This is a genomic window from Vreelandella titanicae, assembly GCF_014697095.1.
Classification (GTDB): domain Bacteria; phylum Pseudomonadota; class Gammaproteobacteria; order Pseudomonadales; family Halomonadaceae; genus Vreelandella; species Vreelandella titanicae.
Map to the genome: position 1 here is coordinate 2,968,846 of NZ_CP059082.1, position 24,939 is coordinate 2,993,784.

The following is a 24,939-nucleotide window of genomic DNA, read 5'->3' on the forward strand; positions in this document are numbered from 1 at the left end:
TTCACACGCTTTTAGGGGCCCTTCTGCTCATGCAAATGCGAGATGCGATTAATGCGGTGATGCGCCGCGAAGACCTCTCTTTCGATGCCATGCACGCTTTGATGCGTCAGATTATGACCGGCGATGCAAGCGATGCACAAATTGGTGGCCTGTTAGTAGGCCTCGCCATGAAAGGTGAAAGCGCCGCGGAAATTAGCGCCGCTGCTCAAGTAATGCGCGAGTTGATGAAGCGCGTTGAACTGAGTGCTGAAAACGTTGTGGACATTGTCGGCACCGGTGGCGATGGTGCCAACCTGTTTAACGTTTCCACCGCCGCCAGTTTTGTCGCCGCTGCCGCTGGTGCCCATGTGGCCAAACATGGCAACCGAAGCGTTTCGTCTTCATCGGGTAGTGCGGATCTGTTCGATGTGGCGGGTATCTACCTGGATCTCAAGCCTGACCAGGTAGCGCGCTGTATCGAGCAGGTGGGTGTAGGCTTTATGTTTGCGCCTAATCATCATCCGGCCATGCGCTATGCCATTGGCCCCCGCCGTGAAATGGGCGTGCGCACGCTGTTTAATATTTTGGGCCCGCTGACCAATCCCGCTGGTGCTCCCAATCAGGTACTGGGTGTTTACGCGCCGGAGCTGGTGCCGCTGATGGCTGAAGTGTTGCAAACCTTGGGTAGCCGCCACGTGATGGTCGTTCACTCCGAGGACGGCCTGGATGAGATATCTCTGGCCAGCCCCACCTTGGTAGCCGAGCTTAAAGCGGGTGAGATTACCCAGTACACCATTACACCCGAAGAGCTGGGTATTGAGCGCCAGAGCTTGGCAACGCTGAAAGCCGCCAGCGCCGAAGACAGCCTGCGCTTGGTCAAGGCAGCGCTTTCCGGTGAAGGTGCCGCTGCCGATATGGTCGCACTAAACGCAGGGGCCGCGCTCTACTGTTCGGGCGTCGCGGATACGTTAAAAGAGGGTGTGATGGTAGCCCAGGACGCGCAAGCTTCTAAACTGCCGCTTGAGAAGCTTAGAGAGCTTTCGCACTTCACCAGCGTTTTTAAGCAGTAAGTTCTTAAATAAGAAGAGACCACCATGACTCAACAGGCAACGCCGACTATTTTAACGCGCATTCTTGCTCGCAAAGACCAGGAGGTGGCAGAGCGCCGTCAGGCCGTTCCAGAGGCGGATTTGCTCGCGTTAGGAGAGCAGCAGAGCACCCCGCGTGGCTTTATTGAGGCGCTGAATATGCGCATCGCAACGGGTGATCCGGCGATTATCGCCGAGGTGAAAAAAGCCTCACCGTCAAAAGGCGTTATTCGCGAAGAATTTCACCCCTCGGATATCGCCAAAAGCTATGCCCAGGGCGGCGCTGCCTGTCTCTCCGTGCTTACCGACGCCGACTTCTTCCAGGGCCATGAAGACTATCTAATTGCCGCTCGGGACGTCTGCACACTGCCGGTGATTCGCAAGGACTTTATCACCCATGGCTATCAGGTCTGTGAAGCGCGGGCGATTGGTTCTGACTGTATTCTGCTGATCGTTGCTGCCCTGGACGATGCACAGCTACGCGACCTGCACCAGCAGGCCAATCAGTTGGGTATGGATGTGCTGGTCGAGGTGCACGACGCCAACGAGCTTGAGCGTGCCCTGGCACTGGATCTAAAGCTGGTCGGCATCAACAACCGCAACCTGCATACCTTTGAAACCAGCCTGAATACCACCCTGGATCTGTTGCCGCGCATTCCTGAGGGCGTCACGGTGATTACCGAATCGGGTATTCATACCCGCGATGACGTTGAGCTAATGCGTGACCACAATGTTAACGGCTTTCTGGTTGGCGAAGCTTTTATGCGCGAAAGTGACCCGGGGTTGGCACTTAAGCGTTTGTTCTTCTAAGTAGCCCGCTTTTAGCTCGCCGGTCGTTTGGTTTTCCAACTGAGCACGGCGACGGTAAGCGCTGGCAAGAAGGTGACGGTGACAATCGCCGTGCCGAGCAGCCCGAATAGCACAATGGCCCCAACGCCGCGGTAAAGCTCGGTGCCTTCCCCAGGCAGAAACACCAGCGGCGAAAGGCCGCAAAGGGTAGTGAGAGTCGTCATGGCGATAGGCCTTAAACGGCTCTCTACCGCCTGTTGAACGGCTTCACGAACCCCCATGCTCGCCGTGCGCAGATTCTCTCTCGCCTGATGAACAACCAATATCGGGTTGTTAACCACTGTCCCCATCAAAATCAAAAAGCCCAGCATGGTGATCATATCAAACGGCTGGCTGATGGCACTCAAGCCAATTTTTGGCAACTGAGCTCCCACGGTATTCATTAGCCATAGCCCCACAATTCCCCCAGCGGCGCCTAATGGAATAGTGGCGAGGATAAGCAGCGGATAACCCCAGTGGGCAAAAATTGCCACCAGCAGCAGATACACAATAGCTAATGCAATTAACGCATTGCCGATAAGCGCCTGGCGGGTGGCGTCTAACTGATCCCCCGCGCCGGTCACGCTGACGTTAATGTTGGCAGGGATTGTGCTCTCATTGCGCAGTGGTTCAATCACCCCACGCTGCATACGGTCGATACCGGCTTCCAGCGCCACGCTGCGAGGTGGGATGACGTCCAGCGTAACACTGCGGCGACCATCCACCCGCCGAAGGGTGGCCGTTCCCACGGTTTCGCGAATTTCGGCAAGGGTATTGAGTGGAACGCTCACACCAGAAGGGGTATAGATGGGCAGGGTGGCAAGGGCATCCAGGTCAATATCCCCCGCCTCGGGGCCATAGCCGTAAAGGTCGATTTTCTCGTCGTTGAGATAAAAGTCATCCAGGTAGGCGCCGTTGGTGAGCACCGCGACGGTGGTGCCCAGGGCGTTGGTATCCAGGCCGACTTCTGCGGCGCGCTCCCAATCGGGATACACCTCAATCAGCGGCTGGCCAAGATCCAGGGCGGAGGGCCGCGACTGAATGCGCGGGTTGTCGAACACTGTCTCGGCGCGCTGATAAATCGCATTGGCGGTGGTGTAGAGTTCGTTTAGATCGTTGCCGGCAATATCCAGCGTGATGCTGCGCGTTCCGCCGTCGTTGCTGGAGATAATCGAGCCACGGGCGGCAAAGGCGCGCATGTCCGGGTACCTTTCAAAGCGCCGGGTGAGGGCGTCCATCAAGGCTTCAATATGGGTGGGGTCGATGGTTTCTGCAATGATCCGTAGGCTTTGAGCTTCGGCTTGTATGCCCATGGTGCGAATCGGCGGGATATCGGTGTCGCCGCGTTCGAAGCCCTCTGGAGCAGCGCCTACATGGGGCTCCAGTTCTTGCTGCAGCGTTTGCGCAATGGCATCCATGGTGGCCAGGTTGTAACTCGCCGGGGCGTTCATACTGGCAAAAGTTTTGGCCTCTTCGCCTTCGGGCAGGTACTCGGCCGGGGGTGTCAACAATACAAAAATGCCGATACCTCCCATGATGCCCAGCACGATAGCGAGAAAGCGCCGGGAAGCAGTGCGGATCATGCCATCAACCACCCACAGGCAGCCGCGTACCCAGCGCGGTGATGACGTTGAGGCACTCTCCTTACCACGAAAATCGATATGCGCGCCCAGGGTGGGAATAACGGTAATGGCAACCACCATTGAGACAATAATCGAGGTTGAGATGGCCACTGCAATATCGGAGTAGAGCTGCCCGGCTTCCTGCTGAATAAAGAAGATGGGCACAAAGACTAAAATAGTGGTCAACGTTGAAGCGAGCACTGCAGGCCATACTTGCTTAACGCCCTCGAGAGCCGCTTCAAAACGCGCCAAGCCTCGGCGGCGCTGGGTCTCAATGCTCTCCAGCACCACGATGGTGTTGTCTATCGTCATGCCAATGGCGAAAGCAACACCCGCCAGCGAAATAACGTTGAGCGTGCGGCCCGCTAGCAGCAGGCCTAGAAAGGCGGCGATGGTGCAGATAGGGATGCCGATAACCCCGGCCATGGTGGCGCGGGCAGAGCGCAGGAAGGCGTACATCACCAGGGTGGCAAACAGCGCGCCCAGGCCCAGGTTAACCCAAACATTGGCAATCGATGACTCCACGTAGCGCACGTCGTCGCTGGAGAGCGTCATGCGCATGCCCTGCTCGGCTAGTAGACCTTCATTAAGCGCCGCGACTTCGTCGAGCATGGCGCGCTTGATGTCGATCACATTGGCGCCCGGTTCTCGGCGCACCTGCACGCTCAGTACCGGCTGACCGTCCGAGCTGTAAGCGCGGGATGTGAGTTCGGCGTAGGATTGGCGCACCTCAGCCACATCGCTTAGCCGGGTAACCGCGTCGCCGTCGCGGATGAGAATCAGCGCTTCAAGGCTTTCAACATCCTCAAAACGGCCTACGGTACGCAGCAGGTAGCGGCGTTTGCCGCTCTCTAGGTTACCGCCGGAGACATCCTGATTGCGGGCCTGAAGGGCGGCCTGAATATAAGCGATACTCAGTTCACGGGCGGCTAGCGCTTCGGGGTCGATCAACAGCTGCATTTGCCGTTCGGCGCCACCGGAAACCGTGACTTCTGATACGCCAGCAACACTCTCCAGGCGCGGGCGGACGTTATCTTCCAGGTAGTCGCGCATGGCGGGCATATCGAGCTGGCGCGGATTGCCCTCCCGGGGTCCAACGTTAAAGTACATAAAAGCGTTGGCGGAGAACGAGTTGGCCACGATGCGCGGCTGGTCGACGTTGTTGGGGTAGGAGGGCACCTGGCTTAGCGCGTTGTTAACCCGAATCAAGGTTTCGGTGAGATCGACGCCGAAAGGGAACTCTAGCTCGATTTCGGCGCTACCGCTGCTTGCTGTCGACTCCATGCGCTGCAGGTTAGGCACATTGCGCAGGAACTCCTCCTGCTCGATCAGGATATCCTTTTCAATATCCTGTGGCGTAGCCCCCGGCCACTGGGTCTCGATACCCACCACGCGGGTTTCCAGGTCAGGGATCATCTGTACAGGGATGCGCCAGATGGCGGCGATACCCAGAATCAGCAGGATCAGCGTAATGACGCTAACCAAGATGCCGTGACGAATAATGGCGGCAAACATAGGTGGGGCGGGCTCCTTTAGTCGTCGCTCAGGGACACGTTTTGTCCTTCTTCAAGCCGCTCATTACCGACGACGATAACGCGGTCTCCCGCTGATAGGCCCTCATTGACGGCGACCTCTCCCTGGTAGCTGCTGCCGATCTCAACCCGCTGTTCGAACGCCTGCCAAGTATCATCGCTCTGGCGGGCTAGCCAAACGCTAACGCTGCCATCCGGGCGGCGAATGAGGGCATCCCGCGGCACGCTGGGCCCGCTTTCGCCGTTAAGTTGCAAACGGCCTTCCACCGCCATACCTGGCAGCATCTCCAGCGGTGTTTCCGGCGCCGCGCGAAGCAGAAACTGCCTTGAGCTGGCATCGAGAGGAATACGCGCGAGGGTGCGCGCCGGGTGCCATTGATCGCTGCCTTCTAAGCGCACCTCTAATTGAGAGCCCTCAAAGCGTTGGAAGGCAGAGAGTGGCACCGAGAAATCTAAACGAAGTGAAGCTAAATCGACCAAGGTGAGCAGGGTATCGCCAGGGTTGACCCACTCACCGATATTGCTCTCCCGGTGGGTGACCATGCCGTCGAAGGGGGCGCGTACCTGGTGACGCTCAAGCTGCAGTTGAGCCAGCTCGTAATCTGCTCGGCGCGCTTCAAGGGTGGCCTGGGCCGCCGCTAAAGCGCTTTCACGCTGGCGGCGGTCGCTGGCGGCAAAGTTTTGCGCCGAGAGCTGGTTGGCTTCGCTTACTAGGCGCTGTGCTTCGTCACGCTCGGCTTCGGCCTGGGCCAGATCCGCGCGGGCGCGCTGGCTTTCCAGGCTAATATCGCGGGTATCCAGGGAGAGCAGCGGCTGGCCTTGAGTGACTGTGTCGCCCATCTCAACCGTTAGCTCGCTGACCTGACCCGCTTCAGTACTTGATAGCAGCGAGGTACGTGGGGCACTGACGCTGCCGGTAAGTGGCAATATCTCTATCCGGGGAGAGTCAGCAACTACCTGCGTCTCAACACGGTTTTCCTGAGCGACCGCCATGGCCCCCAGGCTCAGGGTTAAAACAGCGCCTGCGCCTAGGCGAGTCAGGGAAGAAAATAGAGATAACAAGGCAGCTCCTGAAAAAATAACAGTCAATAAACAGCGTGACAGTTTTCTGCACCGCACACCGTTAGCTCCCTCAACGTTATACAAGGTTTAGTGTTTGTACAAACTTTAGCTGCGCTTTAGGGCAATGAGTAACGCCTGTAAAGGATGTAGCAGCACTTGTTCAGAGTAGCGCTTTACCTGGCTGCGGCAGGAGTAACCGGTGGCCAGCAACTTGCCTACGTTGTTTTCGGCTTCTACTTGGGGCTGCCACGACTGGGCGTAGATCGTTTTGGACGTAGCGGCGTTGCGGGTTTCGTGGCCGTAGGTGCCAGACATACCACAGCAACCGGTGGCCACCAGCTCAAGCTCTAACCCAAACGCCGCAAATACCTGCTGCCATGCTTTAGGGCTACCCGGTGCATTGGTTTTCTCGGTGCAGTGGGAGAGCAGCTTAAAGCCGGGGTCGGTTAGCTTAAGTTGGTTGGGCGCTAGCGTATTGATGCGGGTCGTGAGCCACTCCTGCAGCATCAGCACCTCCGGCACCGCCTCATTACCTAGCGCTTTGACGTACTCCTGGCGGTAGGTGAGCGTCATTGCCGGGTCGATGCCCACCAGGGGGATATCAAAGCGGGCCAAGGTGCGTAGCCGCTCGGCCTGCTTGGCGGCGGCGCGTTCAAAGGCGCCCAGAAAGCCCTGCACCTGGAGTGGTTTGCCGTTCGCCGAATAGGGCATCACAAACACGCGTAGATTGAGGCGCGAGAGCAGTTCCACCACGTCCATCACCAGCTTGGCTTCAAAGTGGGTGGTGAAGGCATCCTGGACAATAATCACGCTATTGGCACGCTGCTGTTCGGTTAACAGGGCCAGTGAGAGCGGTGTTGCCTCGGCAACGCCCCAGGCGTTCAGTTGCTTTTTAACACTGGCCCGTGAAAGCGCCGGGGAGTCGCTCATGCCCAGCGTACGGCGCATCAGTTGCTCTACCCAGCGCTGGCCAATCACGGCGTTATACAGCGGTGCGGCTTTGGCCAGGGTCGGCAGCATAAACTCGGTGCCGCCAATCACGTAGTCGCGAATCGGGCGCAGGTAGCGGCCGTGGTAGACCTCCAAGAACTGCGAGCGGAACTGGGGAACGTTGACCTTGATCGGGCACTGACTCGCGCAGGACTTACACGCCAAACAGCCCGCCATGGCGTCATAAACTTCATGGGAGTAGTCATGGTGCTGCTTGCGGCTTAGAGTATTCGCCACCCGCAGCGGAAAGCGTTTAATAAAGCCCCAGCCGCCTTCGGCTTTTTTCTTGCGCGACTCCTCAACAACATCGATTCCCGCCTGGGTCTGCAGGCGCAGCCACTCGCGGATCAGGCTGGCGCGGCCTTTGGGCGAGTGACGGCGATCCCGCGTCGCCTTCCACGACGGGCACATTGGGTCGTCTACATCGTAGTTGTAGCAGGCGCCGTTACCGTTGCAGTACACCGCGGCGTCATAGGCCTGCCAGGCACGCTCGTCGATGGTGCGATCAAACTGACCGCGCATAGGCACGCCATCCACCGTCAACAGATCGGGGTCGCTATCTTTGGCGATTAGCTCGTTGCTTTGAGGCTTACTCGCAGCGTCGGGCGAGGTGGAAATGCCCGCGGCCCCGGGCGGGTTAGAGAGAGGCGAGGCGATCTTGCCAGGGTTTAGCTGGTTATAGGGGTCAAAGGCGGCTTTTACCCGCTGTAGGCTGGGATAAAGCTCACCAAAGAATTTAGGTGAATACTCCGAGCGCACGCCCTTACCGTGTTCGCCCCACAGCAGGCCGCCATATTTCTGGGTCAGCGCCGCCACTTCATCGGACACCGCGCGAATCAGTTTTTCCTGTTCGGGATCTTTCATATCGATGGCGGGGCGCACGTGCAGTACACCGGCGTCGACATGGCCAAACATCCCGTAGGCGAGCCCTCTGGCATCCAGCGCGGCGCGGAACTCGGTGATAAAGTCCGCCAAGTGCTCCGGCGGCACGGCGGTATCTTCCACAAACGGAATCGGCCGCTTCTCGCCCTGCACATTGCCGAGCAAACCCACCGAGCGCTTGCGCATGGCGTAGACTTTCTGGATCTGCCCACGCCCCTCGGCCAAGGTGTAGCCTAGGCGCTCAACGGTGGTGTCTTGGCTTAGGTGGTCGGTGAAGGCGCGAACCCGCTTGGCGAGGGCGCTCTCATCGTCGTCATTAAATTCGATCAGGTTAATGCCACGAATCACCGTGTTAGCGGTCGCCGGGAAGAACTCCGCCACGCTGTCCCAGACGAAGTCTTCCATGGCCAACTGCAGCACGGTGTCGTCGATGGTCTCTATGGAAGTAGGGCGCAGCGCCTGCGGCTGGGGTTGTAGCGCCTGCGGCTGAGGTTGTGAAGAGGTGCTAGCGGCCATCAGCGCTTTGGCATCCCGCAGTGCATCCATAAAACTGGTGTAGCGCACATTGACCAGAGTGGAGTGCTTGGGAATCGGCAGCACATTCAACACCGCCTCGTTCAAAAAGCCCAGCGAGCCTTCCGAGCCGCACAGCAGGCTGTTGAGGTTGAGCTGCCCCTCGCTATCGCGCAGGTGGGCCAAATCGTAGCCGGTCAAGCAACGGTTGAGCGGCGGGAACTTGGCTGCAATCAATTCGCGCTGTTGGTCGATAATATTGGCGGCGGTGGCATGTACGCGGCCCAGAATGCCTTCCTGCTGGCACTCAGCCTGCTCTTCGTCCGATGTTAAAGCGCGGCTGTGCAGGTGCTTTCCACCGATCAAAATGGCATCGAGCTCCAGCACATGATCACGGGTTTTGCCGTATTCGCAGCTACCCTGGCCGCTGGCATCGGTAGAGATCATGCCGCCTATAGTGGCGCGGTTGGAGGTCGAAAGCTCCGGGGCGAAAAACAGCCCATGGGGTTTGAGCGCGGCGTTTAATTGATCTTTCACCACCCCCGCCTGAACGCGCACCCGCCGTGCTTCCACATCGATCTCTAGGATCTGATTCATATGGCGGGAGACATCCACCACGATGCCATCGGTGAGCGACTGACCGTTGGTGCCGGTGCCGCCGCCTCTGGGCGTTAATACAATGCTGCGGTGAGTGGTTTGCGCGACCAACCGGGTAAGGCGCTCTAGGTCTTCGGCATGCTTGGGGTAGACCGCCGCTTGGGGCAGACGCTGGTAAATCGAGTTATCCGTTGCCAGCACCGTACGGTTGGCGTAATCGGGCGCGATTTCGCCTTCGAAGCCGCGCGTTTTAAGCGCCTGCAGAAAACGTACATACTCATTGCCCAAGCGTTCGAACGGGGCGGTACGGGTGTCCAAGGATGCAATCATAGTTGATCAAGCCGTCAGTGCCGGGGGCGCATTAAAAGAAGACCGCTACTTTACCGCAGCGGCTGCCCCGCTGCATCTCACTGTCGCGCTTTGCACTGCACCTTACTCTGCTCCCAGGGCCTCTTTTACTAGCGCTAATGAGGCATCCGACATCGGTAGCTTCAAGGCTAGTGCATGGGCGCGGGGTGACATTTTGCGCCAGGTCATCTGCACAATACGCACCATATGGTCGTGCTCGATCTTGCGTGAAAAATCGGCAAAGTAGTTCTCTAGAAATACCAGGCAGGCACAATCCTCCAGCGCTTGCACATCGGGGTCGCGGCCCAGGCCTTTCTTGCCAATAATCGCTGCGGCGCGCTTGGCTTCTTTGTCACTGTAGCCTGCGTCGCGCATTAGCTGGGCGGTGGTATCGCCTGCGCGCTTGCCCTGGTCGCGCCGCCAGGTTAAGTAGCCTACGCGCCCTTCGGGGTACTCCTCACGCGGCACTAACCAGCGCTGTAAGTGCTGTGCGCGTACGGCTAAGCGCAGCACCTCATCGGGCGCGTCATGCACGCGGTCTAGCCATTCGCTCATGCGCTGGGCATAGGCCAATTCCTGGGGCATGGACGTGCCATCGGCAAGCGTCGTGGAACGCGGATCCTCGGCATGCAAGGCATCGATGGCGGCGAGCGTTTGATCAAAAGCGGTAGGCATAGCAGCGGTGCTCGGCTAGAAATGATGCTAATAGGTTGCCGAGAAACTGTGTGAATCACAACTGCTGTAGGGAGGGTTATGAGAATAGGGGAGCGCAGCGCCCGCTGCTAATCACAGCGGGCGCCTGCTCACCCGGTCTTGTAGGCATCCGACTTATCAGGCTTTTTTTATGTGTAGTACAACCATGGCGCTGTGCTGGTAGGAATAAAGTAGCTGCCAGAGGCTTTCTCATAGCGGTAGTGACGTCGCTGCCCAGGCAAGACCATAAGAATTACTTTGTCGCTGTCATAGGGCTGGAAGTCGTGGCGCGTCGTTTTCCTTCGAACAAGCGGTCACGCGACCCGGTCAAGTGCTGACGCATGAGATCCCGTGCTAGCTCGGAGCGACGCTGCTCGATCGCCTCAGCGATAGCGCGGTGCTCTTCAAACACATGTTGCAGGCCATCGGGCGTTGCCTTGAGGGAGAGCCCGTGAAACTGCATGCCAACGGCGATGTGATCTTCCAGTGCTTCCATTGCTGTCGCGTAATAGCGGTTTCCCGACGCCTGCGATATTGCCAAATGAAACTGAAAATCTGCGTCCTCATGATGTCGGCGACGGTTGGTTGCATCGCGCAATATTTTCAAGGCAGATTTAATGTGTTGAAGGTCTTCCTCGTTGTGCCGTTCCGCAGCCCTGGCTGCTGCTCCCGGCTCGACACTAAGGCGAAAATCATAGCAATCTTCTAAATCGGCAATGTTTTCTATCTGTCCGAAACCCAATGGTTGCCGTAGGCCGAAGCTACGTACGAAGCTGCCAGCGCCGCGCCGGGAATAGATCAGCCCTTGCTCGCGTAGTTTCTGCAGTGCGTCGCGCACGATAGGGCGAGATACCTGAAATTCTGCAGCAAGCTCATGTTCAGTCGGTAAGCGCTCGTCAGCTTGGTAAGACCCTGACTTAATCGCACGTTGCATCTGGTCGTAGACCATCTCGCCTAAACTGCGGCGTCCCGATGTGGGTTCTCGTTGATCACTCATGCGGCTTTTCCGTTAAGTTTTGCAAATCATTTCGGCGACCCTTACCAGTGTATCATCTGCGCCAAAGCCACCTGACTTAGTAATAAATACCGTATTTTCGGTTCGGCAGACGGGAAGGCCGGGAAGAATTTCACCGAGTATTTGCATTTCCAGTATATCGTTACTTAGCAGCACAGCCTCAGCCGTCGCTCCGCCCGTGAGAAACCAGGTAACGTCATTCTCTGGGGTTAGCTTTTTGAGCGACGCAGCGAGATTCGTTGCCACCGTTGCAGCCGGTATTGATGTGGCGCCGGGAGTGGCCTGCAACACGGTTATACGGGCGTTTTGCTGCAGCTCTGCGTCTAAGCAGCCGTTGGGCGCCGGTATATGTACGACATCAAGTTTAGCTGAGAGCAGCGCGTTAATCTGAGCCAATGTAATCGGGTCCCTTGACCCTGCGGTTATACACAGCGCTGGCGGGAACGACAACGGCAGGTCTTGCGGGGTCGCATGATCGGCCATGTGCATTGCCAAGCGTTCTGCGAGCGCGCGTGCACCCAAAAATAGGGTGTCGGTGGTATGAGCGCCAATCCACTGATCCATCTCTTCGTCATGCAGCGTATCAGGTATACAGGCGCTGCTGGCATGGTGGCCGAGCGCATCGCCGACCGAGATTGGTGCGTCCACCCCAAAGCCGCTGACGCAGCCGTTGACAACGATCCGCTCGAATTGCGGGATTGCCGGCATGGCGACGATCCTATGGTAAGAGATTTCGTCTAGCTCAGCGGCAATCGGTCCTTTGAGCCGGGAGTCAACCTTCTTAAAAATGAGTGTGCCGCTAGGCAGTGCCCGCATTACTTGAGCGACTCGCTCTTTAGCATCCTCTGGGGAGGCGTCACGCGTTTGTGTCGAGATGGCCAAAACCTCTGGGCGTCGTTCGGCCAACGCGCGCGCGATGGCCTCTGGTGAGGTCACGGCATAGGTGCGAAACCCATACCGTGCAAATGCTGCGCTAGAGTCGAGTGCACCGGTGAGGTCGTCAGCAATAATGATGAGTCTCAAAGCTTCTATCTTGGGCGCCATTGGGGATCTCTTTTTTATTTCGCTGAACCGTTATTTCCAATCACCTGCAGGCCAAGCGATAGCTTTGGCTATTCAAAGCGATGGGGCTAAGGCCTGGTGGTTTTTAAGTGCCGTGAATTAGAGCGCAGCTCGGTATATCGCAAGCACATCGTCAACGGTCATGTCGCGTGGATTATTGTCCATCAAGCGGCGGATACCATGTGCTTCTTCGGCCCAGGTAGACAGGTCTTCTTCTTGAGTCCCATGCTTGGCAAGCTGCATCTCGACGCCGAGATCTCGACAAAAGGCATACGCCGAATCAAACAGCGATCCAGCGGAGCCATCGAAGTGAAGCCCCAGCGCACCTGCGATTTCGCGCGTCTTTTCTGAGTGCACAGACTCATTAAAGGCAAGCACGTGTGGAAAAATGATCGCATTGGATAGGCCATGTGGAAGACTGAGGCGTGTTCCCAGGGGATAGGCGAGGGCATGACCAGCGGCGGTATTTACCGGCCCTAGACAAATCCCGCCGTAATATGAGGCGAGCATCATGCCGGCACGTGCTTCAGTATCCTGACCATCGGCAACCGCACGGGGTAGGTATTTGCCGATCAAGGACATTCCCATTCGTGCATAGCCGTCGATCAGGTCGTGCGCGTTGATGTTGGTGAATGCTTCGACACAGTGCGCCATGGCGTCGATTCCGTTCGCCGCGGTGACAGCAGGCGGTACCGAGTAAGTAAGCACGGGGTCGAGTACGGCGAAATCGGCCAGCAAATATGGGCTTTCAACTGCGATTTTCGACTTCGAATCCGGATCAGTGACCAGGGCGCGAATACCCGCCTCGGACCCGGTGCCGGCGGTTGTGGCCACTTGGGCGAGGAGAGTGCGGCGCCCCTGCACGCGGTTCGGACCCGCAACGTCTTTAAGCGCTTGTTCACCGTCCCAAAGTGCGGCGACCAATTTTGCGATATCCATCACCGAACCGCCGCCGAGGCCCACGACCAGATCAGGCTGGCATTCGCGGGCGAAAGCAATTGCCCGTTCAAGTACACTGGTGTCGGGTTCGGGTGTAACGTCAGCGAATATGGTGACGTTACCCGGCAGCTCTAGTGCGTCGGCATAGCTGGCCGTGTGCTGGTCAGCGATGACGAGCGATCGCTCGACCCCGGCCGCCCATGAGCCTAAACGAGCAGAGGCTCCGGCCCCCACTTCCAGCCGCTTAGGCTGGTGAATAGTGATCGGTTTATCGATTGCGCTCATGCTTTGTCCTCATGCTCAAGTTGTTCCATTCGCGTCAAGACCGACGCACGCTCCTCATCAGAAAGCTCAATGAACGGCGGGCGAACGCGTGTCCAACTATCTAGGCCTCGGCGACGGGCTAGCATCGTCTTGACGGTGGGTAGCTGAACGTAGGCGTTGGTGAGTTCGCGCCATGCATTGATGCGCGCCTGTGCCGACTCAACCTCAGCCTGGTGCGTGGGATCATTCCATTTATCGAAGACGATGCGTAAATCCGCCGCGACCAAATTCGAGCTGGCCGTAATGCAACCAGCGCCTCCTGATTGCAAAAGCGGCAGCATCAGCGGGTCGGCCCCGGCCATCACAGCGCAATCTGGACACTCGGCGATGGTGCGGCGCATGTTGTCAAGATCACCTGAGCTGTCTTTGATCCCGATCACAATGCCGGGGTAGGCGGCTTGCAAGCGAGTAATGAGCGCCTGCGAAATCGCGACCCCGGAGACCTGAGGAATGTGATAAAGGATCACGCGCAGCCGGTCATCGGCGACCTGGTCGATAATGTCGGCATAGGTGCGGAAGAGGCCTTCGTCACTGACGCCCTTGTAATAAAAGGGGGGCAGCAGCACGACCGCCTTTACGCCAGCCTCGACCGCGTGTCGCGTCAGCGCTACGGTGTCCGCCACACTGGTTTGTGCGGTTCCTGGCATCAGCCGCGATGGCGCGATACCGGCTTCAATCACCCGCTCAAGGAGCTCCTGTCGTTCTTTCAGACCCAACGAGTTTGCTTCACCGGTTGTGCCAAGGAGGGCGATACCGTCGCAGCCTTCTTCGATAAGCGCATGACAATGCTGTGCAAAGGCGGCGTGATCAGGGCTTCTGTCCTGGGTAAAGGGGGTGGCGGCGGCACAGTACACGCCGCCGAAATCGTTGGTTGTCATGATGTGTACCTGCCTGCTACCAGTTTGCGCGCATAGGCAATGGCAGCTTTCATGTTGGTGTGGTTGGCCTTACCAGTGCCGGCGATATCGAAAGCCGTGCCGTGATCGACTGACGTGCGATCGATCGGCAGTCCCACCGAGACATTCACCGTCGAGTCGAAGGCGATTAGCTTGATCGGAATATGGCCCTGATCGTGGTATTGGGCGATCACTAAGTCGAATTCACCCTGGTAGGCGCGATAATAGACAGTGTCAGCTGAAATGGGCCCTTCAACGTTCATGCCTTCGTCATGCGCCATGGCGACAGCTGGCTTGATCTTTTCAATATCTTCATTGCCGAATAAGCCGTTTTCGCCACAGTGAGGATTAAGTCCTGCGACGGCAATACGGGGAGACTCGACACCCATACGGCGCATATGCTCGTAGCCGGCGCGAATCGTCACGAGTACTTGCTCGGGAGTCACGCGCTCAATGGCATCTTTTAGTGAGACATGAGTCGATACGTGGATCACTTCCAGCCGCTCAGATGCCAGCAGCATGTAGGCCGCATCCGATCCCGTTAAAGTGCGTAGCATGCCTGTATGGCCATCATAATGATGACCAGCCGCGTTCAGCGACTCCTTGTTAATCGGCGCTGTGACAATGCAGCCAATTGAGCCGTCTTGAGCCGCCCGAACCGCCGTCTCAATAAAGCGAAAAGCGGCATCCCCAGCCGCGTGGCTAAGTTGGCCCCAGGGCAATGGAGCACCCGGAATGTCTACATCCTCGACTAAGCCTGAAAGGTCAATGGATGTGCCGACTGCCTTTTGGGCTGCCTCTAAGGTCGCCAGGTTGCCAAAAACGCGCGTTTTCGTTCGCTCTTCGGGCGTCATCTCGGCCAGCGCCTTGATGGTTATTTCGGGGCCGACTCCAGCGGGGTCGCCCATAGTAATACCGAGAATATCGCTCATACGGCTGCTCCGTTTATCCAATCAAGGCTGAGCCGAACATGCTTGATAGCTCGGCGGTATAAGGTGTAGGCGATTTCCACCTGCCCATTGTCTCGCTGCAGAATGACGGGGTAAGACAACTCTTTGTTGTGGCCGTCCACCGAGTTGTTGGAGAGGCATGTGCCTGTGGCCTCCTCGATAACGACTTGATAAGAGAAGGTGCGTCCATCGTCTTCGGAAAGGCATAGCGCCAAGGGGGCGCGTGGAACACCCCAGATCGGCTGGCAGCCGCCCGAAGCATTTGGCCGATCATCCTCCTCGCCTAGCTCGTCATACAGAGACTCGCGGCGATCCTGAGACATTGCTGCTGATACTGGATTGCAGACCATAGCGATTCGCCCATCGGCGAGCCGTGTCACGCCAATTGAGGAGTTGTTGTTAGGTACGTTGGTGGGCGTGGGGGATGTCCAGGTTTGACCGCCATCGAGGCTTTCTGAACGGTGTACGAAATCTGCTTGGCGGCGACGATAGAAGGCTACCAGCTTATCGTTTTCGAGCGTCACCGTTGACATGTGAACAGCCCCTGGCGAATCAGGCACGTCTGCAATTGCCCATGTTTCGCCTCGGTCTTTCGAGACCGCTACTGCAGCCGTATCGTAGCTGCCATTCCAGCGTTGGCCTGGGCGAGGGTTACAGCGAAATAGTGGCAGCAACCACTCGCCGTTCTGCCTAACACTCAGTGGGGCGCGGATAAAGGTTCCATCCGGCAAACCCAGGTCACGGCTGGGGCCACTGGTTACATGCGCGCCCTTTACCTCAAGTCGGCGCATGATCACCCTGGCTTCATCCTGATTGCCCGAAGGTTGAGCCGTATTGAACAGAATTATTTCGCCCTCGGGCGATATAAAGATGATTGGATTTTGTTCAGACCGGGTCGCGTCGTCGGTAAGGCGTTGCGCGGGTCCCCAGGTATCTGCGTTAGGCGACAGCACTGATGCGTGAATGGAGATATCCGACTTGCCTTCGAGTGTTCCCCCGAACCACGTGCAGAGCAGTGCGCCATCGGGAAGGGCGGATAGGAAAGCGGCATGATTTTGTACGGCTGCTGACGGCAGAATAGCTTCGGTCCCGCCAGGGCGCGAGACGGAGGCCCCGTTCATTTTTGCTGCGATTTCGTCAGGTGTCATTTTTTGTACTCACTCCTTAGCGGCATGGGTGTGTTATCGCTGCCTTTATGACGATGAGCATCATCATTGGAAAAGATGTTGTCAAGTTATAGAGTAAAAATAAGCGTATAGACTAAAGGGTTATTTGTTTTAAAAATTCTTTATTAACAATGACTTATTTTTATATATTTTCTTAAGATGAATTTTATGTATTTCCGTAATTGACAACATTGTTGGCTGAAGCCATTGTGGTAGGACGCTGAGCGTTGAGAGAGATCATAGATGTCAATAGGCGTGAAGAGGAGCAACAGCATTGATAAATTGCAGGTCACTGATTCAGTGCCTTCGATTTTTATTGCTGTTGTATGCGACTGCCTCACTTCGGTTGAATCTTTGCGCAGTCGATATCGTATGCGGCGCCTTTACGAAGTCGCCCTGAGGCCCAACGTTACAGACCGCTAATACAATCACACAAGAGCGGGTTAAACGCTTAGTTTGTGTTAAAGGAGAACAAACAATGATTTTAGAAAAGACTATGTTGCACAAAACAACAGTTCTATTGTTGTCAGGAGCTTTGTTTACCGTCATTAGTGGTTGCTCGAATGAAGATTCTGAGCAAGCTTCCGCAAGCGAAGAAACAGTGAAGTTGGTAGCTGCGACGATTACACCTAAGAACTCACTGCTAGCGAGAGCGCTTACAGCATTTGGCGAAGAAATTGAAAGTCAGAGTAACGGAGAGATCGAAGTCACCGTTCACACTGATGGAACCCTAGGCAACGCCTCAAGCTTATATCAGTCAGTCATCTCTGGTGATATTGATATGATCTACTCAGACTCAGGCTGGTTCGCTGAACAAAATCCCGTGTTTGAAGTGCTGGGTGCTTATTATCTGTTTAAAGATAGAGAACATTTCGAATCTATCGTGAATACAGAAGGTGAACTTTCATATTTCGAGGATTTGCTTCTAGAAAATCCTGGTTTGAAGACAGTTATGTATGAGGGCGGCCTGGAAAGAAATATCATTAGTACCTTCCCCATTAATTCTGTTGAAGACCTAGAAGGGCAAACAATGCGCAGTGGCACAGGGTCTACTGAGCTTGAGTGGTGGCGTAACTTAGGGGCTGACCCCACGAGCATTGCCTTTAACGAAGTATACTCTGCGCTACAAACAGGCGTCGCAGATGGGTCGCAAAATAGTTTAGATGCAATGATTCAACAGCGGTTTGGCGAAGTAGCCAAATACATAGCTAGAACACAGCACCGTTTAGATCTTGGTTTTGTGGTCATGAATAACGAACGATATGAAGCATTGTCTGGTGAACATAAAGACGCAATCGAAAGAGCACGGGATGTCGTTCAGCCTGAATATATCAGTAAAGCTTTTGAAAAAACTGAAGAAGATATCGCAACGTTAGAAAATGATTTTGGTGTGAGTTTTACAGATCCTGATCGAGAGAGTTTTATTGAAAGATCGCGGGTTCAGTTAAATGAATTGGCTGAAAAATATGATGTGGAAGATGTCGTTAACGAAACCTTTAACTGATAGTGAGTTTGTACTGCCCTAAGGTTTGAGGGTAGTACCTCTTTGGAGGTTGTGACATGTGGAATGAAAAAATTAATTCTTTACTGTTAAGATCGGTATCATTGATAGGTATGTTCATGCTGGTGCTAATTTCAGTAACGTTGTTTACTGGGGTGATCACAAGGTATGTGTTCTCTTATTCCATACCGGAGCTAGAGGTGTTAAGGAAGTTTTCTCTACTGTGGCTTGTTTTTGTGGGGTCTGCTATAGCAGTAAAGGAAAAGGCACATTTGGAAATTGACATACTCTCGGATTATTTGAGCGAAAGAGGAACTAAAATAAGAGATGCCATCGTCTATTTTCTTACTCTTGTGGGTATTGTGATACTGGTTTTTATTGGCGTTGCTGCTTTCAAGTCAGGGTTGGTTAGGTCGGAATTAGTATCGATTCGATTTCTTTCTTCGCAGCCTTCCCTAATTTATTATTATTCAGCATTCTTGGTGGGCTCGATACTCATGGTTTATTTTCATTTGCTCAATGCTAGGGGCTTGTTTTTTAAGAAACATAAGAAAGAGGTTCAAAGTAAATGATTTTGCTGACAATCATTTCTGTTTTCCTTGTTTGCTTGTTGATTGGCGTTCCTGTTGCGTTCAGTATAGTTATCGCTGCAGCGATTCCTATCATCTTCGAGCCGCTCGTAAGCTTGACTCAAGCTAGTTCTGTTATGATCGAGTCCTTTTCAAGCTTTACACTGTTAGCGATCCCGCTATTTATTTTTTGTGGTGCGTTGCTCAACCTGACAAAAGTAACAGATGACTTAATTTATATATCTAAATCCTTAGTGGGTAACTTGAAAGGCAGCCTGGCACATATAAATATTGTAACGAGTGTGTTTTTTGGGGCTATATCGGGCTCTTCAGTAGCAGATGTTGCATCGCTAGGCCGAATTTTAATACCTGCCATGGTAAAAGCAGGTTACAGCAAAGAGTTTGCAGCAACGATAACCGCTGCATCTTCTACCATAGGGTCGATAATACCTCCTAGTATTTTATTAATAGTGTATGGTGCTTTATCACAGACCTCTGTCGCTTCGTTGTTTATAGCAGGGATTATTCCAGGGGTTCTGATTGGTGCAACCCAAATGTTTTACGCCTACTATTATGCTCATAAAAATAATGTTGGGCCTGTGAGTAATGAACTTCTTGGTTTAAGTGAGGATGATAAGCTTTCCAAGCGGTTGGCGATCAAGAAAAGCATTTTTCCCGTTAGTTTGTTTTTAATTGTCATTGTGGGGATAATGGCAGGTGTATTCACCGCAACGGAAGCCGCCGCGATTGCCGTGGTGTATGTATTTGTTGTGGCCTTCTTTATTAAAAAGGAAAGAAGCTTTAAAAATTATAAAGAAGTTATGCACAGGGCTGTGACGGATTCAGCCTCTATCTATATATTGATTGCCGCTGCTTCGTTTTTATCTTGGGTCTTATCTTATTATCAAGCGCTAGATCCAGTCATTAGTTTTATTATTGAAAATGATTTTAACGCCTTTACTTTTTTATTAGTGCTGGTGTTGCTGTATTTTATCCTTGGTACCTTTATGGAGCCAAATTCAGCCATGCTAATCTTTGTGCCTATGTCCGTTCCTGTTATACGCGAATTAGGCGTTGATCCGGTTGTTGCAGGTATTGTAACGGTGATGGCTATTCGGCTGGGGACGGTAACGCCGCCTTATGGGTTGTCTACTTTATTGTCAGCAAAAATAGCCGGTACAAACGTACTGAAAATGATGAAACATATTGTCATTTTTGTCATTATTTACCTTGTGTCTATACTTAGTATTATTGTATTCCCGAAAATTGTGACATTCCTACCGGACTTGTTGATGTAATAAGCCATCAATTAGTAATTGAATTCATTTTTGAGGTTAATGGCGATGATGTTAGCTGATAAGGTAGCGATCGTAACGGGTGCTAGTAGAGGTATAGGCAGGAGTATTGCTAATACGCTGGCTGAGAATGGAGCCTCTTTAACTATTGTTGGCACAAACTTAAAGCTGTTAAATGAAGTTTACAGCGATGTGGAAAAAATGGGAAGGGAGTGTCTGGTTTTTGCTGGAGATGTTACTAATCCTGAAACTGCAGAAGAGGTTTCTAAGAAAACAATAGGACTTTTTGGGAAGATTGATATATTGGTAAATAATGCTGGCATTAATATGCGCAGCGCTACTTTAGATGTTGAGTTAGATGATTGGCATCATGTAGTCGATGTTAACCTGAATGGAAATTTTTATTTCAGCAAGGCAGTTTTATCTCATATGGTCGAGAGGGGGTGCGGTAAAATTGTTAATGTTAGTTCTAGTACTGCTAAGTCGGGGCATAAGAATGCTGCCCCTTCATATGGAGCATCTAAAGCTGGTGTTGATTACTTAACAAGGCATCTTGCTCTTGAGATGGCAAGGTATAATATAAATGTTAATGGTGTTAGTCCTGGTCCTGTTGAAACCGATATGATTAAACAATGGTCAGATGATTACTTTGAAAAAGTCACATCTAATGTGCCTTTGAAAAGATTAGGAACACCTAAAAATGTAGCAGATGTTGTGCTTTTTCTTGCGTCCAGTATGTCTGATTTTCTCACTGGAGAAACTATTAATGTTAACGGTGGGACTTATATGAATTGATGTTTTCGTGATTGTTTTGATGCTTGGAATTTTTCTTTATTCCTGGGTTTGGAGCTTGAAACTGTCCATCGTCAACTGAGTCTCCAAATGAACAAGGGCATTGGCCCTGCTTCGTAGATGTTCTTTATCACGTCAATTTGAACGGTATCCAAAGTCTTTAGCACTCCGAAAGAAGCTGTACGAACAACGCGAGACAACGTGATGGCATGTATCGGCATTGATGCCAGCAAACTGAAGTTTGAGCCCGTGGCAAACCAACGTTATTGGTGTTGGAAGCGGCTATGCGGAATTGGCGCATATTGCGTTTGGCGTGTTGAAGTCCCAAAGTAAATATTAACTGCAAGGAGGGTAAATCCCCCTTGCAGTTGCTATCGAGAGACGGTATCAAAGCATCCCTGCCTACACCTAGCATTTGCCGGGTGTTTTTCTGTGACGGGATGCTTGCTGATCGCATAATGAGTTGCGCTTCTTTACACGCTATAAATGCCTGAGTTCATACTAGCGGCGGTTGTAGATCTCTTCATTGAGCTCCCCTTCGCTTTTACCTACCAGGGTTGTCACCATCAAATCACCGGCAACGTTGACGCTGGTGCGTGCCATATCAAGGATCCTATCAATCCCCGCGACCACGGCGATAGCTTCCAGCGGCAGACCAACCTGGGCCATCACAATCGAGAGCATAATCAGGCCAGCGCCTGGTACGCCTGCGGTACCAATGGAGGCCAGTGTGCCGGTGGCGACAATCATGCCGTAATCCATCATGCTCAAATCAGTGCCAGTCATTTGGGCGATGAATAGCACGACCACGCCCTGGTAAAGCGCGGTGCCATCCATATTGATGGTGGCGCCTACCGGTAACACAAACCCTGAAACCCCTTCGGAAACGCCCAGGTTCTTCTGCGCGCAACGTATAGAGACCGGCAGGGTGCCCGCAGAAGAAGCGGACGAGAACGCCACAACAATAGCGTCCAGACTGCCCTGCAAATAGCGCATGGGGTTTAGCCGCCCCAGTAACGAGATCAAACCCGAGTAGATCACCAGCACGTGAAGAATGCTGGCCAGGTACGCCACGCCAATCAACTTGGCCAGCGGCAGCAATATCTCTAAACCGTACTGTCCGGAGACGTGGGCGATTAAGCCAAATACGCCGAAGGGCGCAAACGCCATCACAATGCCGGTGAGCTTGTACATTGCCTCGGCAAAGCTATCGAAGACCTTCATGACCGGCTCGCCTTTATCGCCAATCAACGTTAGCGAAATACCTAAACCAATGGCAAACACAATGATCTGCATAATGTTGCCGTTGGCCAGGGCGTCCAACGGGTTACGCGGCACTAAGTTAACCAGAATAGAGACCAGCGATGGCGCTTCGTTAGCGGCCACTTCAGAGTCAAAACTTAAATCAACGCCCACGCCCGGCTGCAGCAGGGTGGAAAGTACCAGACCAATGGAGATAGCAAAGGCGGTGGTGACCAAATAGAGCGTAATGGTACGCGCGCCAATACGCCCCATTTTCTGGGGGTCGCGCATTGAGGTAATACCCACCACCAGAGTGGAGAACACTAGTGGCACAATCAGCATCATAATGGCGTTAATAAAAATATCGCCCAGCGGTTTAAACACGCTGGCGGTCTCGCCTAATAGCGCGCCTGCCAAAATACCCAACGCCAAGCCGGCGAGAATCTTCTTCCATAGGGCAATTCGTCGCCACCAGGCAAACTTTCCTTGCTGTGTTGTCTCCTGCACTGCGCTTCTCCTGTCAAAAGTGTTAAAACCTATTATTTATCGATTCGTTAGACGAATCGGCGGGCACTCTATCACTTTTGGCTAACGGGCTGGGATGGATATACCGAGTGGTCATAGCACATGCGTTAAGTCCGAGAGTTAAATGCTGCTCAGCCGCAGGCATACCACGCGCTACTTGAGGTTGAGGGCTCACGCTACAGCTATTTTGAAAATACAACGATCAGAACAAAGCTCTGAATTGTGGTGATTTAATTCGAGCCTAAATAGGGTTAAATAGTACGTTCGTTTTGACGTACGTACTGGATAGCGTACAGTCAAGGTGATGCGGGATAAATTAGAGGTGCGTTATGACCGGAATATCTGCAACAGAGGCGCGCAGCAATCTTTATCGGTTGATTGATGAGACTGCCGAATCTCATCAGCCCATTGTCATTATGGGCAAGCGGAATAAAGCCGTTCTGGTGGCGGAGGAGGACTGGTCTGCCATTCAGGAGACGCTTTTCCTGCTTTCTGTGCCAGGGATGCGAGAGTCTGTTCGTGAGGGAATGGAGACCCCAGTGGATGAGTGCGACGAGGAGTTGGACTGGTGACATGGAAGTTGGTTTACACCAAACACGCTCAGAAAGACGCGAAGAAGTTAGCCTCCAGCGGATTGAAGCCAAAGGCACAGGAGCTGCTAGCACTGATCGCAGAAGACCCGTATCGGAAACCACCTCCGTTTGAGAAGCTCATCGGTGATCTTGCGGGGGCTTATTCACGGCGCATCAATATTCAGCATCGTTTGGTTTGCCAGGTACTTGAAGACGAAGGGGTAATTAAAGTGCTTCGGCTTTGGAGCCACTACAAATAATGCATAATTTTAGCCGCTGTTGCCGATCATCTAAGCAGCGCTGCGCGCTGTATTCGCGGATGCGCCATAGGCTTACCACGTGAGTTACGCAGGTGTTTTTATTCAGGTCGCTACTCTTTGCGGTTTCTATCCGTACGCCTCGTGGGGGCGCGACATTTGCCCCCGGCGCGTCGATGAGTCACCATTTAGAGTTTCTCTCCGCGCGCCCTGGGCGGGGCGCGACGCCGTGGTGCCGATATTCAGCAGATTGCCAGTGCTGTTTCTATCCGCACGCTCCGGGCGGGGCGCGACGCCAAAGGCGGCGGAAAAGCGCACGGTACCCGATGTTTCTATCCGCACGCCCCGGGCGGGGCGCGACAAGGTAGTTCCGGCAGCTCGCGTGATGGCTGTTGTGTTTCTATCCGCACGCCCCGGGCGGGGCGCGACTCGATCAGATCGTTAGCACTAATGTCGATGCTGCCGTTTCTATCCGCACGCCCCGGGCGGGGCGCGACGCGTTAGGCAGATTGCCGAAAAGCTAGAGCGTACTGTTTCTATCCGCACGCCCCGGGCGGGGCGCGACCCGCCAGGAGGTGGCCATCACGGCAAACACAGTAATGTTTCTATCCGCACGCCCCGGGCGGGGCGCGACTGTGGCGGTGAAGGATTGCCGCGAGTGTATGCAGTTTCTATCCGCACGCCCCGGGCGGGGCGCGACGACTGATACAGGTACGCTTGATGAGCCGCTGCCAGAGTTTCTATCCGCACGCCCCGGGCGGGGCGCGACTTGCCGATTCGCCAAGAGTCGGCATTCGGAAGGGTGTTTCTATCCGCACGCCCCGGGCGGGGCGCGACATTTAGGCTTTGGAGCCTTCTTCTCGGGGCGCTTCGAGTTTCTATCCGCACGCCCCGGGCGGGGCGCGACTGACGTTTTCGACACTGTGCTTACTCGGCTAATCCTGTTTCTATCCGCACGCCCCGGGCGGGGCGCGACCAGATAGCATCATGCTCGGTTGAGTCGTATTCGGTGTTTCTATCCGCACGCCCCGGGCGGGGCGCGACGCTGGAGGATGCAGCAAAGCTATACGCACACCCATGGTTTCTATCCGCACGCCCCGGGCGGGGCGCGACTCTATGGCGTTCGTGTGGCCGTGTAGGTATACGTGGTTTCTATCCGCACGCCCCGGGCGGGGCGCGACACGCTTACCCGCTACTTAGCGAGCCTGGATATGCTGTTTCTATCCGCACGCCCCGGGCGGGGCGCGACCGTCAAAAAAGCGCCGAGCCTGCTAACTTGCGCATGTTTCTATCCGCACGCCCCGGGCGGGGCGCGACCTAACACCCTGCTTAATTCGGACTGCCCACTGAGATGTTTCTATCCGCACGCCCCGGGCGGGGCGCGACCAAAGTCCGCTTTCTGTGGGGTCAATGTCGCCATTGTTTCTATCCGCACGCCCCGGGCGGGGCGCGACCATCCGTCCAGCGGAAGTATTTCACCGCATAGCCAGGTTTCTATCCGCACGCCCCGGGCGGGGCGCGACCGTTGAAAGTTACCGTACCCGTGCCGCCTAGCGTGGTTTCTATCCGCACGCCCCGGGCGGGGCGCGACGTTTTATCTATTTTAGTGGCAGCAATGCTGTTAAGTTTCTATCCGCACGCCCCGGGCGGGGCGCGACGCGTCACGCGATTACACAGCAGAGGAGCTAGCGCAATGTTTC

The 24,939-nt window shown here is 54.4% G+C and carries 19 protein-coding genes and 1 CRISPR repeat array (1 of these 20 only partly in view); of the genes, 8 read left to right on the forward strand and 11 right to left on the reverse strand.

The annotated features are described in order from the left end of the window. Positions 1-29 precede the first annotated feature (29 nt). Both trpD and trpC read left to right on the forward strand, forming a co-directional pair. Positions 30-1,049: an anthranilate phosphoribosyltransferase gene (gene trpD, locus HZS52_RS13635; protein ID WP_027958429.1), complete on the forward strand. Its 1,020-nt coding sequence runs from the start codon at positions 30-32 to the stop codon at positions 1,047-1,049. 24 nt (positions 1,050-1,073) lie between these two features. Further along, complete coding sequence (gene trpC, locus HZS52_RS13640) at positions 1,074-1,877, forward strand: indole-3-glycerol phosphate synthase TrpC (protein ID WP_190372968.1); 804 nt, start codon at positions 1,074-1,076, stop codon at positions 1,875-1,877. Positions 1,878-1,888: 11 nt separating this feature from the next. Here trpC and HZS52_RS13645 read toward each other — a convergent pair whose 3' ends face one another. From HZS52_RS13645 to HZS52_RS13690, 10 genes are all read right to left on the reverse strand, one after another. Then, positions 1,889-5,032 carry an efflux RND transporter permease subunit gene (locus HZS52_RS13645; RefSeq protein WP_190372969.1) on the reverse strand — a complete coding sequence of 1,048 codons (3,144 nt, stop codon included), beginning with the start codon at positions 5,030-5,032 and terminating at the stop codon, positions 1,889-1,891. Positions 5,033-5,049: 17 nt separating this feature from the next. Then, on the reverse strand, positions 5,050-6,111 hold the full coding sequence (locus tag HZS52_RS13650) for an efflux RND transporter periplasmic adaptor subunit (RefSeq protein WP_190372970.1): 1,062 nt from the start codon (positions 6,109-6,111) through the stop codon (positions 5,050-5,052). A 105-nt stretch (positions 6,112-6,216) separates the two neighbouring features. After that, positions 6,217-9,423 carry an FAD-binding and (Fe-S)-binding domain-containing protein gene (locus tag HZS52_RS13655; RefSeq protein WP_190372971.1) on the reverse strand — a complete coding sequence of 1,069 codons (3,207 nt, stop codon included), beginning with the start codon at positions 9,421-9,423 and terminating at the stop codon, positions 6,217-6,219. Between the two features lie 102 nt (positions 9,424-9,525). Beyond that, positions 9,526-10,116, reverse strand: coding sequence for a DUF4202 domain-containing protein (locus HZS52_RS13660; protein WP_190372972.1), 591 nt, complete (start codon positions 10,114-10,116; stop codon positions 9,526-9,528). 271 nt (positions 10,117-10,387) lie between these two features. Continuing rightward, on the reverse strand, positions 10,388-11,131 hold the full coding sequence (locus HZS52_RS13665) for a FadR/GntR family transcriptional regulator (RefSeq protein ID WP_190372973.1): 744 nt from the start codon (positions 11,129-11,131) through the stop codon (positions 10,388-10,390). Positions 11,132-11,143: 12 nt separating this feature from the next. Beyond that, entirely contained in the window at positions 11,144-12,193 is a 1,050-nt protein-coding gene (locus HZS52_RS13670; protein WP_190372974.1) for a four-carbon acid sugar kinase family protein, read from the reverse strand. Between the two features lie 117 nt (positions 12,194-12,310). Next, positions 12,311-13,435 (reverse strand): iron-containing alcohol dehydrogenase, encoded by a 1,125-nt coding sequence (locus HZS52_RS13675; protein ID WP_190372975.1) that lies wholly within the window; start codon positions 13,433-13,435, stop codon positions 12,311-12,313. Beyond that, positions 13,432-14,328: a dihydrodipicolinate synthase family protein gene (locus HZS52_RS13680; RefSeq protein ID WP_263364878.1), complete on the reverse strand. Its 897-nt coding sequence runs from the start codon at positions 14,326-14,328 to the stop codon at positions 13,432-13,434. Before HZS52_RS13680 ends, HZS52_RS13675 begins: the two co-directional genes overlap by 4 nt. 20 nt (positions 14,329-14,348) lie before the next feature. Further along, positions 14,349-15,302, reverse strand: a complete 954-nt coding sequence (gene pdxA, locus HZS52_RS13685) for a 4-hydroxythreonine-4-phosphate dehydrogenase PdxA (RefSeq protein ID WP_022522884.1) — start codon at positions 15,300-15,302, stop codon at positions 14,349-14,351. After that, a complete protein-coding gene (locus tag HZS52_RS13690; protein ID WP_022522885.1) occupies positions 15,299-16,468 on the reverse strand; it encodes a sialidase family protein in 1,170 nt (389 codons plus the stop codon). The genes pdxA and HZS52_RS13690 overlap by 4 nt, the downstream gene beginning before the upstream one ends. Before the next feature lie 496 nt (positions 16,469-16,964). On the opposite strand from HZS52_RS13690, the gene HZS52_RS13695 reads away from it, so the two are divergent. The 4 genes from HZS52_RS13695 to HZS52_RS13710 are packed head-to-tail and all read left to right on the forward strand — an operon-like array spanning position 16,965 to position 20,646. Then, positions 16,965-17,990 (forward strand): TRAP transporter substrate-binding protein, encoded by a 1,026-nt coding sequence (locus HZS52_RS13695; RefSeq protein ID WP_159177006.1) that lies wholly within the window; start codon positions 16,965-16,967, stop codon positions 17,988-17,990. Between the two features lie 56 nt (positions 17,991-18,046). Then, positions 18,047-18,559: a TRAP transporter small permease gene (locus HZS52_RS13700; protein WP_190372977.1), complete on the forward strand. Its 513-nt coding sequence runs from the start codon at positions 18,047-18,049 to the stop codon at positions 18,557-18,559. After that, a complete protein-coding gene (locus HZS52_RS13705; protein WP_159177004.1) occupies positions 18,556-19,854 on the forward strand; it encodes a TRAP transporter large permease in 1,299 nt (432 codons plus the stop codon). Before HZS52_RS13700 ends, HZS52_RS13705 begins: the two co-directional genes overlap by 4 nt. A 45-nt stretch (positions 19,855-19,899) precedes the next feature. Continuing rightward, positions 19,900-20,646 carry an SDR family NAD(P)-dependent oxidoreductase gene (locus tag HZS52_RS13710; protein WP_190372978.1) on the forward strand — a complete coding sequence of 249 codons (747 nt, stop codon included), beginning with the start codon at positions 19,900-19,902 and terminating at the stop codon, positions 20,644-20,646. A gap of 498 nt (positions 20,647-21,144) precedes the next feature. On the opposite strand, the gene HZS52_RS13715 is transcribed toward HZS52_RS13710, so the two are convergent. Beyond that, positions 21,145-22,392, reverse strand: coding sequence for a dicarboxylate/amino acid:cation symporter (locus HZS52_RS13715; RefSeq protein ID WP_190372979.1), 1,248 nt, complete (start codon positions 22,390-22,392; stop codon positions 21,145-21,147). Positions 22,393-22,739: 347 nt separating this feature from the next. Between HZS52_RS13715 and HZS52_RS13720 the strand changes: the two genes are divergently transcribed. Both HZS52_RS13720 and HZS52_RS13725 read left to right on the forward strand, forming a co-directional pair. Then, positions 22,740-22,982, forward strand: a complete 243-nt coding sequence (locus HZS52_RS13720) for a type II toxin-antitoxin system Phd/YefM family antitoxin (RefSeq protein WP_125746783.1) — start codon at positions 22,740-22,742, stop codon at positions 22,980-22,982. After that, positions 22,979-23,242 (forward strand): Txe/YoeB family addiction module toxin, encoded by a 264-nt coding sequence (locus HZS52_RS13725; protein ID WP_190372980.1) that lies wholly within the window; start codon positions 22,979-22,981, stop codon positions 23,240-23,242. Before HZS52_RS13720 ends, HZS52_RS13725 begins: the two co-directional genes overlap by 4 nt. A 190-nt stretch (positions 23,243-23,432) precedes the next feature. Further along, a CRISPR array of direct repeats spans positions 23,433-24,939; the repeat unit is 33 nt; unit sequence GTTTCTATCCGCACGCCCCGGGCGGGGCGCGAC (it continues 2,663 nt past the right edge of the window).